The organism is Pseudomonas sp. AA-38 (genome assembly GCF_029457475.1).
In the GTDB taxonomy this organism is placed as follows: Bacteria; Pseudomonadota; Gammaproteobacteria; order Pseudomonadales; family Pseudomonadaceae; genus Aquipseudomonas.
On the sequence record NZ_CP120359.1, the window covers coordinates 5,428,865 to 5,443,583 of the forward strand.

The 14,719-nt window shown below is 63.3% G+C and carries 14 protein-coding genes; 8 read left to right on the plus strand and 6 right to left on the minus strand.

Going from position 1 to position 14,719, the window contains the following annotated elements:
- Positions 1-48 precede the first annotated feature (48 nt).
- Both PVE35_RS24945 and PVE35_RS24950 read left to right on the plus strand, forming a co-directional pair.
- Positions 49-900: a TIM44-like domain-containing protein gene (locus PVE35_RS24945; protein WP_277373324.1), complete on the plus strand. Its 852-nt coding sequence runs from the start codon at positions 49-51 to the stop codon at positions 898-900.
- 1,088 nt (positions 901-1,988) lie between these two features.
- Entirely contained in the window at positions 1,989-2,396 is a 408-nt protein-coding gene (locus tag PVE35_RS24950) for an SMI1/KNR4 family protein (RefSeq protein WP_268179988.1), read from the plus strand.
- 27 nt (positions 2,397-2,423) lie between these two features.
- On the opposite strand, the gene PVE35_RS24955 is transcribed toward PVE35_RS24950, so the two are convergent.
- The 3 genes from PVE35_RS24955 to PVE35_RS24965 all read right to left on the minus strand — a co-directional run bounded on the left by PVE35_RS24955 (position 2,424) and on the right by PVE35_RS24965 (position 5,426).
- Positions 2,424-3,104, minus strand: a complete 681-nt coding sequence (locus PVE35_RS24955) for a HAMP domain-containing sensor histidine kinase (protein WP_277373325.1) — start codon at positions 3,102-3,104, stop codon at positions 2,424-2,426.
- Positions 3,101-4,705: a tetratricopeptide repeat-containing response regulator gene (locus tag PVE35_RS24960; protein ID WP_268179992.1), complete on the minus strand. Its 1,605-nt coding sequence runs from the start codon at positions 4,703-4,705 to the stop codon at positions 3,101-3,103. The genes PVE35_RS24955 and PVE35_RS24960 overlap by 4 nt, the downstream gene beginning before the upstream one ends.
- 70 nt (positions 4,706-4,775) lie before the next feature.
- On the minus strand, positions 4,776-5,426 hold the full coding sequence (locus PVE35_RS24965) for a GntR family transcriptional regulator (protein ID WP_277373326.1): 651 nt from the start codon (positions 5,424-5,426) through the stop codon (positions 4,776-4,778).
- A gap of 231 nt (positions 5,427-5,657) precedes the next feature.
- On the opposite strand from PVE35_RS24965, the gene PVE35_RS24970 reads away from it, so the two are divergent.
- From PVE35_RS24970 to PVE35_RS24990, 5 genes are all read left to right on the plus strand, one after another.
- On the plus strand, positions 5,658-7,049 hold the full coding sequence (locus PVE35_RS24970) for an aspartate aminotransferase family protein (RefSeq protein WP_277373327.1): 1,392 nt from the start codon (positions 5,658-5,660) through the stop codon (positions 7,047-7,049).
- 129 nt (positions 7,050-7,178) lie between these two features.
- On the plus strand, positions 7,179-8,546 hold the full coding sequence (locus PVE35_RS24975; RefSeq protein ID WP_277373328.1) for a glutamine synthetase family protein: 1,368 nt from the start codon (positions 7,179-7,181) through the stop codon (positions 8,544-8,546).
- 117 nt (positions 8,547-8,663) lie between these two features.
- Entirely contained in the window at positions 8,664-9,467 is an 804-nt protein-coding gene (locus PVE35_RS24980) for a DUF1190 domain-containing protein (RefSeq protein WP_277373329.1), read from the plus strand.
- A gap of 6 nt (positions 9,468-9,473) precedes the next feature.
- Positions 9,474-10,334 carry a hypothetical protein gene (locus PVE35_RS24985; protein WP_277373330.1) on the plus strand — a complete coding sequence of 287 codons (861 nt, stop codon included), beginning with the start codon at positions 9,474-9,476 and terminating at the stop codon, positions 10,332-10,334.
- On the plus strand, positions 10,324-11,106 hold the full coding sequence (locus PVE35_RS24990; protein ID WP_277373331.1) for a hypothetical protein: 783 nt from the start codon (positions 10,324-10,326) through the stop codon (positions 11,104-11,106). Before PVE35_RS24985 ends, PVE35_RS24990 begins: the two co-directional genes overlap by 11 nt.
- Here PVE35_RS24990 and PVE35_RS24995 read toward each other — a convergent pair.
- Positions 11,074-12,237: a glutathionylspermidine synthase family protein gene (locus tag PVE35_RS24995; protein WP_277373332.1), complete on the minus strand. Its 1,164-nt coding sequence runs from the start codon at positions 12,235-12,237 to the stop codon at positions 11,074-11,076. The two genes, PVE35_RS24990 and PVE35_RS24995, sit on opposite strands and share 33 nt — an antisense overlap.
- Before the next feature lie 145 nt (positions 12,238-12,382).
- Positions 12,383-13,093 carry a tetratricopeptide repeat protein gene (locus tag PVE35_RS25000; RefSeq protein WP_277373333.1) on the minus strand — a complete coding sequence of 237 codons (711 nt, stop codon included), beginning with the start codon at positions 13,091-13,093 and terminating at the stop codon, positions 12,383-12,385.
- 104 nt (positions 13,094-13,197) lie between these two features.
- Between PVE35_RS25000 and PVE35_RS25005 the strand changes: the two genes are divergently transcribed.
- Positions 13,198-13,686 carry an acyl-CoA thioesterase gene (locus PVE35_RS25005; RefSeq protein WP_277373334.1) on the plus strand — a complete coding sequence of 163 codons (489 nt, stop codon included), beginning with the start codon at positions 13,198-13,200 and terminating at the stop codon, positions 13,684-13,686.
- Positions 13,687-13,690: 4 nt separating this feature from the next.
- Here PVE35_RS25005 and PVE35_RS25010 read toward each other — a convergent pair whose 3' ends face one another.
- Entirely contained in the window at positions 13,691-14,662 is a 972-nt protein-coding gene (locus PVE35_RS25010) for an AraC family transcriptional regulator (RefSeq protein WP_277373335.1), read from the minus strand.
- Positions 14,663-14,719: the final 57 nt, after the last annotated feature.

Here is a 14,719-nt window from a genome sequence, read left to right on the forward strand (position 1 = left end):
CCCGTGCAAGATGCGGCGCAGCGTTCCCTATCAAGAGAGAAGACCCTGATGCAGCGTTTCCTCAGTATCGCCATGGTGCTTTGCCTGGCCCTGACCTTCAGCTTCGAGGCCCATGCCAAGCGCTTCGGCGGCGGCAAGTCGTTCGGCTCCGCCCCCAGCCACCAGACCCGCCAGGCCACGCCCCCGGCGCAACCGGCGGCCCAGGCCCCTGGCCGTCAGCAACCCGCCGCTGCCGCCAGCGGCGCCTCGCGCTGGCTCGGCCCGCTGGCCGGCCTGGCCGCCGGTGGCCTGCTGGCCTCCATGTTCATGGGTGACGGCTTCGAGGGCCTGCAGATCATGGACATGCTGATCTTCGGTCTGATCGCCTTCCTGCTGTTCCGCTTCCTCGCTGCTCGTCGTGCACGCCAGCAGCCGCAGGCCGCAGCCGCTGGCGGCGCTCCGTACCAGCGTGAAATGCCGAGCAATGCCGCCGCGCCGACCTCGATCTTCGGTGGCAGCAGTGCCGCCGCAACGCGCCCGGTGATCAACGCCCCGGCCTGGTTCAACGAGCAGAGCTTCCTGGCCGCCGGCCGCGAGCACTTCATGAACCTGCAGCAGCACTGGGATGCGAACGAGATGGACAAGATCGCCGAGTTCGTCACCCCGCAGTTGCTGGAATTTCTCAAGCGCGAGCGCGCCGAGCTGGGTGACGGCTTCCAGTCCACCTATGTCGATGACCTGCAGGTGCAACTCGATGGCGTCGACGACAACGCCGAGAAGACCATCGCCACCCTGACCTTCAGCGGTGTATCGAAGACCTCGCGCTTCGACCAGGGCGAGCCGTTCAGCGAAAGCTGGCGCCTGGAGCGTGCCCAGGGCGACAACCAGCCCTGGCTGATCGCCGGCATCCGCCAGAACTGATCGCGCAGCGCGTCACCCAGAACCCCGGGACTTTCCCGGGGTTTTTTATGGTCTGTGCGAAATGCTGGGGAAGGCGGTTTTGATACAGGACTGGCAAGTTTGTGTGTTGGCTTGTGTTGGTGTTCTGGACGTCGCTTTGGATGTTTTCAGATAGTCCGGGTTTCGCCCCCTCGGGCGACTCACTTTTCTTTGAACTCGGATTGCCGCCCAGCGCAAAGAAAAGTAAGCAAAAGAAACGCACCCCCGCCATCCGGAACTAGGCGTCCCCGTCATGCTTCGCTCGACTCCCCTCACTCCGGCACCGCTCCGGGGTCGGCTTAAAGGGCCATCCCTGGCCCTTTAAGCGGGGCCGCCATCGGTATCTCGCGGCATCCATGCCGCTCGCCCCCTGCGCAATGCCTGCGTTCGGCCTCCTGAAGGGGGAGTTAGCGCGCCTGAGCGTATATTGGCTCCGGGCATGCCCGGCGTGCTCTGGTAGCAGTGAAGTTGCGATGGGTCGTCGAGTTAAACCAAAACTTTCATTCGCATAGTTTCATTCGCTTGAATAGCTTGCCGGCTTGCAGCCGACATTCAGGTCAGCCCTAAGGCTGACCTCATACTCAAGCACTCCATGCTAATTCTGGGTTACCTCGGGTTCAGGCGCGTGCAGAGCCCGCCCAGGAGGGTGAGCGGAATCGCCGTGGAAGAGGTTGAGCGACATGGATGTCGCGAGAGCCGCGATGGGCCAGGGATGGCCCACCGCGGCGGGCCTCTGGAACGGCGATGGAGTGAACGAACCCTCGCGCAGCGAGGGCCGGATGACCGGGCGGAGGTTTTGGTTACTTTTGCCCCAAAAGTGACTCGCCCGGGAGGGCGAAACCAAAAACATCAACAAAAACGCGGCAATTCGGAACAGGCACAGAACAACCCACACCTTATTGCCAATCCCGTAGGCCGTGTCGAATTCACTGTGATGCAGACAGTGCCAGGCAAGAGGTGTCATGAGAGCGCTCCACGAAAAGCGCCGGTATGCCGTGACACCGACATGTTTTCATTGCAACGGCCAGCTACTGTATAAAGCCGACCCCACCCTATGAGGAGCCGCCGCCGTGGAAGAAGTCATCGATCAGCTACGCGAACTCAACGAGCCGGTACCGGTGCCGCTGGAGCTGCCGGACGAGGAAACCCTGGTGGAAATCCAGGAGCAGATCCTCATCCACTTGCCCTTCGAGCTGCGCGAGTTCCTGCTCAAGGTCAGCGACGTGGTCTACGGCCGTCTGGAGCCGGTGACTGCCAGCGACCCGCACTCGCACACCTACTTGCCGGAAGTGGCGTCGGTGGCCTGGGATCTCGGCCTGCCGCGCGATCTGGTGCCGCTGTGCCAGGACGGCCGCGATTACTACGCGGTGGACGTGGAAGGCCAGGTGTGGCTGTGGGACGGCGACGAAGGCGAGCTGACCGACGAGAGCTGGGATTCGGTCTGGCACTGGTGCCGCGACGTCTGGCTGGAAAGCTGAAACCCACCGTGCAGCAGCAGGCGGGGCTCAGGGCAGGTAGATGCGAAACTCACCGCCGCCCAGCGGGCCGCCGTTGCTCAGCTCGATTCGCCCCTGGCGGCCATCGCGCTGGTGCAATTGCGCGATGCGCGCGGCGAAGTACAGGCCCAGCCCGGTGCTGCCGCTGCTCTGGCTGAGGCCGAGAATGTAGTCGCCCTGGCGCTCGAGCATCGCCTGGGGATAACCGGCGCCATCGTCGTTGACGTAGAGCAGCAGCTCACCCGCCTGCTCGCTGGCGCTGATCAGCAAGGCGCTGCGGGCGTAGCGCGTGGCGTTGGCGATCACATTGCCTAGCACCGAACCCAGCAGCTCCTGGTCGAAGAAGCCCATCAGGTCGAACTCGCTGACCTCGCCACGGGCCTGGATACCTCGGCTGTCGAGCACATCCTGATAACGCGCCAACTGCGCCTGGATGAAGTCGTCCAGCTCATGGTGTGCCGGGTACAGGGGCAACTGATTGACCTGCAGCTTGTACAGGCCGAGCAACTGCACCAGCATGCCGTTCAGGCGCGCCGCTTCGTACTCGATCACTCCGCGCTCGGGCATGTTCTGCAGCTCGGCCGGCAGCCTGGCGAGCCAGCGCGCATGGGCCTGGCCCAGGTGCGCCAGGGAGTTCTTCATGTCATGCACGGTGGAGGCGATGATGGTGCTGAGATCGAGCCCGCTCATGTGTCGAACACCCGGCTGCGCAGTTGCTGGTAACGTGCATAGCGCGTATCGCTGGGGGCGATCATGCTGACCCCGTCGAGGCAGCTACGCGCCTCCTCGAGCCAGGGCTGCGAGGGCTGTTCGAGGCCCAGGCGCAGCAGCGACTGGGCGGTGTTGAGGGCAATACTGATGTTCTTCGGCTGCAACCCCAGAGCCCGGCGGAACAGCGCCAGCGCCTCGTCGGTGCGGCCCTGCTTGTAGGCCTGCACGCCCTGGCGGTTGAGGTCGGTGGCCTCCTTGCTGATGACGAATACGCTCTGGTCATCGGTCAGGCGAGCCGCCGCTTCCAGCACCCCGGCGTCATCGCCATGAATTTCCAGACAGTCCTTGAGCAACTTCGCACCGGCTTCCTGCTGGCCAAGCTGCTGGAACTGCTCGACCATGCCCAGGGCCACCTCGGCCGGCAGGAAGGCCTCAACCTGCTGCAGCTCGGCGGCGGCTTCGGCGGCCAGTTGTGCGGCGCGTGCCGGTTCGTTGGATTTCTGCAGGCTGCGCGCCTGCATCAGGCGCTTGCGCACCTGCACGGTCTTGTCAGCGGCGTATTGGCTGCCCAGCTCGCCGAGCACCTGGCTGATCTCCATCTGGGCGCGCTTGCTCAGTGTCTCCTCGCCCGTGTCGGCCATCAGTGCCTGGCTCAGGGCCAGGTAGTTCTCCGGGCTCTTCAGGCGCGAGTTCTTGCCCTGCTCCACGGCGCTGCGATAGGCCTTGGTGGCACCGGCAAAATCTTCGTTGTGCATGGCCAGCTTGCCGAGCTGCATCTGCCGCGGCAGAGCCAGCGGCGAAAGGCGCACGGCCTCTTCGAGCACCTGCTGCGCCTGCTTGGCATCGCCCTGTTTTTCCAGCACGCCGGCCAAGCCATCATACAGGCCAGGCTGCATGGGGAAGGCCTTCAGGCCCTGCTCGAAGGTGTCCTTGGCGCGCGCCAGATCACCCCGCTCGTTGAGCAGGTTGCCCAGTGCCTGGTAGGCCCAGGGCATGGCGCGGTCGGCCAGCACCGCTTGCAGCAGGCGTTCGAGCTCCTGCTGCCGACCCAGTTCGCGCAGGGCACCTGCCTTGTACTTCAGGCACAGGGGCTGCAGGCGCTTGTCCTGGCTGGCCAGGGTTTCGCAAGCGCTCAGCACCTCCGCCGGGTTGCGTTTGTCCAGCGCCTGCAGCACCGGCTTGAGCAGGGTCTTGCGCTCCACCAGCTTGTCCAGCCGCTGGGTCAGGCCGGCACGGTTGAAGGGCTTGGTCAGGTAGGCGTCCGGCTCGTGCTCGAGCAGGCTGAGCACCATGGCCTGGCTGCTCTCGGCGGTGACCATGACGAAGATGCACTGGTGGCTGATCAGGCGCGCCGCATGCAACTCTTCCAGGGTCTGCAGGCCGTTCTTGCCGGCCCCCAGGTTGTAGTCGTGGAGGATTATGTCGTAGCGCTTGTGCCGACACATGGCGATGGCCTGCTCGCCCCGGTCGGCCGTGTCCACATCCCTGACGCCCATCTCGCGCAACATGGCCTTGACCGAACTGCGGAAGTCGGAAAAGTCGTCGACTATCAGAAACCGCTTGCCGCTGTAATCCAGCATGAATCCTGTCCTTGAATGAACCGTGGCGGAAGTATAGGGCAGCGGGCCTGCACACACAGAGCGCTCGCACTCAGCGAGCCTGTTCCAGTTCCAGCAGGTTGAGCAGAAAGCGGGCGAAATAGAGCAGATCCTGCTCGAGGGCCTGACGGGCGCCCTTGGCATCGCCGGCTTCGAGGGCGGCGAAGGCTTCCTCATGAAAGTCGTTGAGCCGCAAGGACAGATCGGCCTCGGTGAACAGGCGATTGAAGAAGGGGCCGATCTGCAGCCACAGCGACTCGATGGTGCGCAGCAGCACCGGGTTACCGCAGGCCGCGTACAGGTGCAGGTGGAACTGGCTGTTGGCGTCCAGATAGTCCTGCACCCGGCGCTGCTCGATGGCCGCGTCCATGCGCTGTACACAGTCGCGCAGCAGGGCCAGGTCGTCAGCGCTCATGCGCGGCGTGGCCAGCTCGACGGCCAACCCCTCCAGCGCCAGGCGCACCTGAAAGAGATGTTCGTAGCGCTCGCGGGTCATGGCCGGCACGCGCACCGAGCGCTGCTGCTCCCCCTCCAGCGCTCCCTCGGCCACCAGCCGCTGCAGGGCGGCGCGCACCGGCATCGGGCTGGTGCCCCACTGCGCGGCCAGGTCACGGATCTTCAGCCGCTCGCCAGGCTGGAAACGCCCGGCCAGCAGGCTCTCGCGAATACGTTGGTAAAGCTGTTGCTGCAAATTGTCGCTCATGCTTGCAGCATCCTCCGTGGCGGGGCTGGAAGCTGAGACAGGGTAAGCAGGCAATCGCGCATGGGGTTCTCCCTTGGACAAGGCATCAGATGAGGTCGAGGATGCAAGCCACGACCAATTTTGTGATCACATAACAGGGAAAATACTAACTCATAATGCGTATAGCAGCATCACTTGCCATTTTTGTGATCACAAAATACCATGTGCGAAAAATCGAACGAGGTGTTCAGCATGACTGCCAGTGGTATCGCCCCAACCGCCGTGGAAACCTTCGCCGCTGGCGAGCGCGCCCGCTTCCTCGAGCGTAATCCCAAGTCCGTGGCCCTGGCCGAGCGTGCCCGCCACTCGCTGTACGGCGGCGTGCCGATGCACTGGATGGCCGACTGGTCGACGCCCGTGCCATTGTTCGTCGAGCGCGCCAAGGGCGCACGCTTCTTCGATGTGGACGGTCATGAGTACATCGACTTCTGCCTGGGCGACACCGGCACCATGTTCGGCCATTCGCCGGATCCAGTGGCCCGCGCCCTGGCCGAGCAGGCGCACAACGGCCTGACCACCATGCTGCCCGGCGAGGACGCCGTGGTCTGCGGCGAGCTGCTGGCCCAGCGCTTCGGCCTGCCCTACTGGCAGGTGACCGCCACCGCTACCGACTCCAACCGCTACGTGCTGCGCTGGGCGCGCGCCATCACGCAGCGCAAGACCCTGCTGGTGTTTGACGGCTGCTACCACGGCACCGTCGACGACGTGATGGTGCGCCATCGCGAGGGCCGCACCGTGCACCGCTCCGGTCTGATCGGCCAGGCCTATGACCTGACCGAGCACAGCCGCGCCATCCCCTTCAACGATATCGAGGCGCTGGAAGCCGCCCTGGCCCAGGGCGACGTCTGCGCCCTGCTGTGCGAGCCGGCGATGACCAATATCGGCATGGTGCTGCCCGACCCCGGCTTCATGCACAAATGCCGCGAGCTGACGCGCAAGTACGGCAGCCTGCTGATCATCGACGAGACGCACACCATCTCCACCGATATCGGTGGCTGCACCAGGCTGTGGAATCTCGACCCGGACTTCTTCGTGGTCGGCAAGCCCATCGCCGGCGGCGTACCGTGCGGCATCTTCGGCTGCAGCGCGCAGATGGCAGAAGCGATGAACGCCGCGCGCCAGCGTGCCAGCGAAGGCCGTCATGGCCACGGCCACAGCGGCATGGGCACCACCCTGTCGGCCAACGCCCTGGCCATGCATTGCATGCGCGCCAACCTGGAACAGGTGATGACCCAGGTCGCCTACGACCATATGCTGCCGCTGGCTGCACGCCTGGCCGAGGGCTTCCGCCAACTGATCGGCAAGCATGGGCTGAACTGGTCGGTGACCGAGCTGGGCGCGCGCTGCGAATTCCAGTTCTGCGTCACCCCGCCGCGTACCGGCGCCGAAGCCGAGGCCGCCTTCCACGACGAGCTGCAGATGGCCCTGCACCTGTACCTGATCAACCGCGGCATTCTGATCACCCCCTTCCACAACATGACCCTGTGCTGCCCGAGCACCACGGCCGATGACGTGGACAAGCTGATCGCCACGCTCGACATGGCCCTCAGCGAGCTGCTGGCCATCCCTGGCGCCCGCGAGTAATGCTGCCTGTAAGGTGGCGTAGCTGACGCTTTATCCATCCACCACATTCGGTGAAACGGTGGATGAAAAGAGCGTCATCCACCCTATGCCCCCACAGACGCGCCCCCACGATCTTCTGCGAGAACCACCATGCGATTCGCCAACCCCCAGGAAGCCCGCGATTTCCTCGAACGCCACCCCGAGGTGCGCAGCATCGAACTGATGCTGATCGACGCCAACGGCATCCCACGCGGCAAGCTGTTGCACCGCGACGAACTGCTGGCCATCTACGAGAACGGCCGGCCGCTGCCCAGTTCCATCCTCTCGCTGACCATCCAGGGCGAGGACGTCGAGGAAAGCGGCCTGGTCTGGGAAGTGGCCGATGCCGACTGCTGGACCTACCCACTGCCCGGCAGCCTGACCCTGCAACCCTGGCGCGCGGTACCCACCGGCCAACTGCAGGTGAGCATGCACCCGACCCAGGGCATGCCGGCCACGCCAGGCGACCCACGTCACGTGCTGGTGCGTGCCATCGATGCGCTCAAGGCCGACGGCTATCACCCTGTGATGGCGGTGGAGCTGGAGTTCTACCTGCTGGACAAGCAGCGCGATACCAATGGTCGCCCACAGCCGGCCATGCAGATGAACGGCGTGCGCCCGAAGGCGCCGCAGGTCTACGGCGTATACGAACTGGAGCAGGTGCAGCCGTTTCTCGACGATCTCTACGCCGCCTGCGAAGCACAGGGACTGCCGGTGCGCACAGCGATCTCCGAATACGCCCCGGGCCAACTGGAGCTGACCCTGGAGCACCGTTTCGACGCACTCCAGGCCGTGGACGAAGGCGTGCGCTACAAGCGCCTGGTCAAGGGCGTGGCCAACAAGCATGGGCTACAGGCCTGCTTCATGGCCAAACCGTTCGGCGACCTGGCCGGCAGCGGCATGCATATGCACGTGTCGCTGGCCGATGCCGAGGGCAACAACCTGATGGCCTCGGAAGACCCACAGGGCACGCCGCTGCTGCGCCATGCCATCGGCGGCATGATGGCTACGCTCAATGACGCCCTGGCGATCTTCTGCCCCAACGCCAACTCCTTCCGCCGCTTCCAGGCCAACAGCTACGCGCCGCTGGCCAAGAGCTGGGGGGTGAACAACCGCACCGTGTCGTTCCGCGTACCGGGCGGGCCGGCGGGCAGCCGCCACGTCGAGCACCGCATCTGCGGTGCCGACGCCAATCCCTACCTGGCCGCGGCAGCGATCCTCGCCGGTATCCACAAGGGCATCCGCGAGCAGATCGATCCAGGCGAAGCCATCGTCGGCAACGGCTATGAACAGGCCCGAGAAACCCTGCCCACCGACTGGCTCACCGCACTGCGCAATCTGGAAGGTTCGAGCTGGGCGCGCGAGGCGCTGGGCGAGGACTTCCTCAAGGTATTTCTGGCGATCAAGTGGGCCGAGTTCCGCCAGTTCATGGGGGAGGTGGGCGAGCAGGATTGGCGCTGGTATCTGAATCACGCCTGAGTCTGGGAGGTGGATAAATACCATTGAGGGACTGTGTCACATCCTGCTCGATGGCGGTTGACCCGAGAGTGCTGGAACCTTCTAATTCCTTCCCTCCACCTTGAACATGGAATGTTTATGTCTACCGCCGAAGCTCCATTGGCACCTGCTACTTCCTATCCCACCCCAGTGCCTACCGCTGCACGCCGGCAAAAACGCGCCGGGGTGCTCACCCTCAGCCTCATGGGGGTTACGCCTCTGGTTTTGCTGGCCTGGGATCCGATGTACCGTGACGTACAGGTATTCCAGAGCCTGGCAAGCTGTGAACAGAGCACCGGGCTACCCACCGAAAAATGCCGACAACTCCGCGACGAGGCATGGCGCCGTACGACTCAGCTGGCGCCAAGCTACGCCAGTTTTTCGGCCTGTGAACGCGAGTTCACGCGCATCGACAACAACTGCAAGATAGGTGAGTGGTGCGCGGCTGACGCAGTGACGAACTGTTCACTGGGGGACGACGGCCTGGCCCGCCCGGTACCAGCAGCCTTTCTCGTCAGTCGCGCACTGGTCGGGCAAATGCGCGGTAGCGAATCCATCGACTGGGCCGAAGTCGGTGCCGATGAGCTGCAACCGATTTTCGGGATGACCGAAGAAACCCTCTACGGCAGCAACAGCAGCGCCTATGCCAGTCACTACTACGGTGCTCACTACGGCTATACCGGCCGCAATCTGCGTCTGTTCACCAGCCAGGGGCAATATCTAGGCGATCAGAACAACCGTCAGCTCAGCAGTCAACTCAGCCTGCACCGCAGCCACCTGCAGGCTTCCAGCTATACCCAACAATTTCAGGGCAATCAGCTGCCAGCACGTTTCCAGGGTAGCGCCAGCCGTGGCGGGTTTGGCGCGACGGCTCGCAGCAGCATGGCGATGGCCAGTGGGTAATCAATGATGTGGTTACGAATTGGACTGTTGCTCGGCTGCCTGTTTTCCTCCTCGCTCACCCAGGCGGCCGACCTGGACGACAGCATTGGTGATGCCAATGCACTGCTCGATGAACTGCGCCGGCTCATTGCCGACAAACCCGCCAAGCTGCGGGTGCGTCTACCGAACAGCACTAAATGGGAAAGTCTGGAGTCTCTTGGCCTCGCGCCTGCCTGCAGGGCGCCGGTGCTGGTGCGCCCCTCCGCCCCGCCACGGGCGCTGACTCAGTGCGGCGGTATGCAGATGACCAAGCAAGGGCCGGTTTGGATTACGGCCTCAATCTTCTGGACTCATGACCACGCCTGGGAGCTTGGCCAAGTGCTGCGTCTGCAGGTAACGAGCCTCACTCGCCAGAGTAATCACACCGACGACGCAGACTTGAGCAAAGAGCCACCCATGATTCAGGCCCTGGCAGCCGCCGAATCGCCCGAGCTGGAAAAACTGGCAGATCTCTGGGGCACGCTGCAACAACAGCGCTTGCCGGCCAGGCCGGATGACCAGTGGGGTGCGCCTGAGCCCTGGCCCAAGGATCTGCTGGCGTTACATGAAGATGGCCGAGTCAAGCTGAGCGGCTTGCATCTGGCTGGGTTGCATACCTGGCAGAGCTGGTGGGCAGACCAACCCAGAACCGAGGGAATCAGCGCACTGGTTGGGGTCGAGATACTGCTGGGAGGCAAGTCACCTGCCCTGCAGTTGGGCGAGCTGTCCCTGGCCCAGACGCCGTTCGCGATGGTATTGCTACCAGCCGATCAGCAACCTAGCGAGGAGCTGCCGTTGTGGCAGGACGAGAACTGGCAATTGTTGATGGTGCGCACCGATGGCAAATGATGAGCAGAGCCTTGCACAGACAGGCGAAGAGGGACTCTTCGATGACACCCTGCCGCGTATCGTGCACGTCGATCAGGCAAGTGGCAGCGTCATGCTGGTCGGAGCCATACACGGCTTGACCCTGGTGCTTTGCTGCCTGATACCACTATTGGTCGGGCTGATGCTGGCGGCTCAGTTGGCCTTCGATTATCTACCGTGGCCTATAGGCAATTACGAGCTGACACTACTGGTTTGGATCGCTCTTTGGTTGGCCTTTCTGGTCTACAACCTGTACTGCGGTAGCTATGTACAAACCTATCTATTCAGCCCTCGACGGCAACGGCTGTGGCACCTGAACAGTGGCGAGACCCTCGATCTGAAGGCGCTGGCCGAACTGGCGCGCACACGCGCACCAACACAGGATTCAGCCACCCTCGAACTATCGCCGCAGGAGCGCCTGCTACCGATAGCTGCCGAACATCTGCTGCTGCTCGACTGGCAACAGACACAGGATCTGCCGCTCTATAGAGCCCTCCCCTTGCTTGCCTACTTACGCACCTTCTGGAGTAAGGATGCCTGGCTGATCGCGGGCATCATGATCGGTATCTGCCTGTTCGTGATCCTGTTGGCCGTTGGCTCGCTGACCGCTCTATTCATGGCGGTATTGGCCCTGGCAGTTGCCTGGCTGGCCAGCGCTCTGGCCGGCTTCTGCCTGCAGCACCAGGCATCGAAGCGCGCCGAAGCACTGCTGGGCAAGCGCTCAATCAAGGATGTAATGCGGGACGAAACGTGAGCTGTCCTGCGTGATGGCGCTACGATCTTCGCGAATACCTATACCCACTGGCTGGCCGCCGACCAGCCAACTACCGATGATAGGGTGCTGCCCATCCATGCAGGGCGGCGGGCACCAGCCCTGCAGAATGGCCGGCCCCTGATCGTAGGGACCCGGCACAGCGAGCTCCACCCCGATATCGCTCTCCACCTGGATATTCGCCCCCTCGCGAGAAAAGAAAGGCTTGCGTACCCAGCGCTGTCCTAGCTGACTCATGTCCGCTTCATCGGCAAAGCATGCAGGGAGCAAGTTGGGGTGGCCGCGATGTCGCTGCCAGAGCAAGGGCAATATGGCCTTGTTCGAGAGCAGGGTCTTCCAGGCGGGTTCGATGAAGCGTGTACGACTCTCAAGCAAATGGCGGGAGAAGTCCTCCTCAAGCAGCCATTCCCAGGGATAGAGCTTGAATAGCCGGATCAGCGGCTGATTATGCAGATCGACGAAGCCCTTGCCGGATAAATGGCCGATATCGTCGATATATAACAGCTGTGGCTGCAGGCCGGCCTGGTTAGCACAGTCCGCCAGGTAAGTAAGGGTACCCTCGTCTTCAATATGGTCGCGGCAGCAGGCTAAGTGGAAGGGTTGGCCTGCCAGGCCAATGCGCTGCAGACGCTCGATCAGCGCCTCCTGAATCAGGTTGTACTGATCTGCCTGTTCCGGCAGCACGCCACGCTCACGGCACTGCTCTAACCATACCCATTGAAAGAAGGCCGCCTCGTAGAGACCGGTGGGGGTATCGGCATTGTACTCATAGAAGCGCGCCGGCCCCTGGCCGTCGTAGGTCAGATCCATGCGCCCATACAACGCCGGCTCACGTGAGCGCCAGCTGTCTCTGATCAGCGTCCAGTGTGCTTCGGGCACCGCCATACGCCGCAGCAGAGCCTCACTTTCCACTGCCTCCTCGACCAGTGCCATGCACATGGCCTCGAGCTCTGCACTGGGGGCTTCTATATCGTCTTCGATCTGCCGCAGGCTGAAGCGGTAACAAACGCTTTCATCCCAGTAGGGCTCACCGCCGATGGAATGGAAGTGAAAGCCGAGCGCCGAAGCTTGCTCGCACCAGTCCTGGCGCGGCGTGATGGGATGTCGCTGCATGGAACGTCCGTGTAGTGCCCTAAAAAGTAGGTCGCCATTCTAACGCCAGCCTGGGCCTTGATTGTTGATCAAGACGGCAACTCGGCGACGGCATCGCTCAACGGCCCATGCGCTCCAAACATTGCGGTAATGATCCTCTCACGCATCACCGACTCACCTTGATATAGCGCCCGCTCACACTGATACCCATGCCGCCGTAGTCCTGGCAGCCATCCGCAAACACTTCCAGCACGTGCAGCTCGATGCCCTCGCGCAGTAGCTGCACCGCACAGTCCTTGCCGAGCTGGGCGTCCTCCAGCGTCATCGCGGTGCCATCGCCGCGCAAGCGTCCGTCCAACTCACCAAGGGCGGCTGGGCCGTATTCCTCTATCCGCGCACTGGCTCGCAACGGCAAGAAGCTGGCGCGATAGCCTCCCTGTGGATCAGGCGTTATCAGCAACTCGCTCCACACCGCCTGGCCACCGTAGCGCAGGTAACGTCCGGCCGGGCTGGCCGCCAGCGCCTGGTAATCCAGCGCTTCGGCCACCTTGGCCAGATGCAGGCGGGTCGAGGAGCCACTGAGGTTATTGGCCAGCGCCACGCCCAGCCAGGCCCGCGCCATGCCCGCATCGCCAGCGCGCAGATGGGTCAGGATGAGATTGTTCAGCGCCAGCTCCAATTGTGCCGTATCGCCATCCTCGACACGTCGTAACTGACGCTCGAAGGCCTCGATGGCCTGCTCATAGCGCCCAGCCTGGTAGGCAGCGCTGCCGACTTGGTTGCATTGCACCGCCGTGGCACATTCATCGGTCGCTTGCGCGGTAACGCTGAGGCCCAGCGCCAGCCCCGGTAGTAGAAGTCTCGAACGGATTGGCATGGATAGCATCCTTGCAACAGGAAATGGCGAGTTTAGTGCAAATCTTGCATCCCCAGGGTTCGCAGGCCTTACTCTCACCAGCCCTACACGTACTCGGAGCGACGATGGAAGCCGGAACCGCACACCTGACGATGACCGTACTGATGACACCGGACATGGCCAATTTCTCCGGCAACGTTCACGGCGGTACCCTGCTCAAGTACCTCGACGAAGTGGCCTATGCCTGCGCCAGCCGCTATGCCGGCTGCTACGTGGTGACCCTGTCGGTGGATCAGGTGATCTTTCGCGAACCGGTGCACGTCGGCGAACTGGTCACCTTCCTCGCCTCGGTCAACCACACCGGGCGTACCTCGATGGAGATCGGCATCAAGGTGATCACCGAGAACATCCGCGAGCGTTCGGTGCGCCACACCAATAGCTGCTTCTTCACCATGGTCGCGGTCGATGGCCAGGGCCGCCCGGTACCGGTGCCGGAGCTGCAGCCGGACACCCCCGACGGCCTGCGCCGTCAACGCCAGGCCAAGCAGCGCCGGCAGATTCGTGACGAACTGCAGCAGCGTTACCAGGCGCTGAGCGAGGAGAAGAACCCCTGAAGCATCACGCCAGCGGCAACGCCACGGTAAAGGATTGCCATCCACCCTCCTGCTCCCAGGGCGGTTGGTGGAACAGCTCGAAGCTGCCGTGATTGACCGGAGGCAAGCGCTCCCCGGAGGCCGGGAGCCAGGCCATCGCCACGCTGCACAGGGTATTGACGATACCGGACAGGTAATCCCCATCGCAGCGTAGCGTGGCATAGCGACCAACGGGCAGGATCTGCGTGGTCAGGGCCGTGCCCGCTGCATCGAAACCAGGATCGAGCACGGCGCAGTCATAACGGATTAGCTCGGTCGGCGTGACCAGTGAACCATCAAGGGAAATGCCGAACGCCTGGGCGCCCTGCAACGGAAAACCGACTTGCCGCAGGTAATGCCCGAACGTTCGCCAATGTGCCTCGCGGTCGGCGTAGGAGCCGTGAAAGCGCATGGAAAGCAAGGGTCGGGGCTTCAACGTCTGCACCCGCACCAATGCTGCCTGCTCGCTTTGCGCCGGGCTCGGAAGCGGCCGACGCGCCTGGGCGAATTGACGATACTGCGTGGGCACTCTGCCGAAACGTCGCTGGAAGGCACGGATGAAGGCCTCGTGGCTGGCATAGCCGGCATCCAGGGCGATCTGCATGACCGACTCCGATCCCATCAACAAGCTCATCGCCGCGCGATCCAGACGAGTACGACGCAGGTAGGCGCTAGGCGACTCGCCCATCACCTCGAGGAAATAGCGCTGAAAATGAAAGGCACTGAGGCCGACATGCGCAGCCACGTCATCCAGCCCTAGAGGCGCTGCCGGAATGCTCTCGAGCAGGCGCACGGCACGGGCGATGCGGGGATCGCTCAGGCAACTCGGCGGCGGCTGCCGACGCGGTGCTGGCGTCAGAGGAGCCGCAGGAGGCGGCTGCGCAATCTGTGCCAGCTCCCAATCGATGGTTGCCGCGATGGCTGTGAGCGAATCGCTATCAGCGCACTCCTCGTCCATCTTTCCTCCCTGTAAACTGGCCAGGCGCAAGTTCTATCAAGCGCCTATTCTGCCAGC

Excerpts from the sequence above, each read along its gene's own strand:
- PVE35_RS24945 (WP_277373324.1), top strand. The coding sequence starts at position 49 with ATGCAGCGTTTCCTCAGTATCGCCATGGTGCTTTGCCTGGCCCTGACC.
- PVE35_RS24955 (WP_277373325.1), bottom strand. The coding sequence starts at position 3,104 with ATGAGCGGGCTCGATCTCAGCACCATCATCGCCTCCACCGTGCATGAC.
- PVE35_RS24960 (WP_268179992.1), bottom strand. The coding sequence starts at position 4,705 with ATGCTGGATTACAGCGGCAAGCGGTTTCTGATAGTCGACGACTTTTCC.
- PVE35_RS24965 (WP_277373326.1), bottom strand. The coding sequence starts at position 5,426 with ATGAGCGACAATTTGCAGCAACAGCTTTACCAACGTATTCGCGAGAGC.
- PVE35_RS24970 (WP_277373327.1), top strand. The coding sequence starts at position 5,658 with ATGACTGCCAGTGGTATCGCCCCAACCGCCGTGGAAACCTTCGCCGCT.
- PVE35_RS24975 (WP_277373328.1), top strand. The coding sequence starts at position 7,179 with ATGCGATTCGCCAACCCCCAGGAAGCCCGCGATTTCCTCGAACGCCAC.
- PVE35_RS24980 (WP_277373329.1), top strand. The coding sequence starts at position 8,664 with ATGTCTACCGCCGAAGCTCCATTGGCACCTGCTACTTCCTATCCCACC.
- PVE35_RS24985 (WP_277373330.1), top strand. The coding sequence starts at position 9,474 with ATGTGGTTACGAATTGGACTGTTGCTCGGCTGCCTGTTTTCCTCCTCG.
- PVE35_RS24990 (WP_277373331.1), top strand. The coding sequence starts at position 10,324 with ATGGCAAATGATGAGCAGAGCCTTGCACAGACAGGCGAAGAGGGACTC.
- PVE35_RS24995 (WP_277373332.1), bottom strand. The coding sequence starts at position 12,237 with ATGCAGCGACATCCCATCACGCCGCGCCAGGACTGGTGCGAGCAAGCT.
- PVE35_RS25000 (WP_277373333.1), bottom strand. The coding sequence starts at position 13,093 with ATGCCAATCCGTTCGAGACTTCTACTACCGGGGCTGGCGCTGGGCCTC.
- PVE35_RS25005 (WP_277373334.1), top strand. The coding sequence starts at position 13,198 with ATGGAAGCCGGAACCGCACACCTGACGATGACCGTACTGATGACACCG.
- PVE35_RS25010 (WP_277373335.1), bottom strand. The coding sequence starts at position 14,662 with ATGGACGAGGAGTGCGCTGATAGCGATTCGCTCACAGCCATCGCGGCA.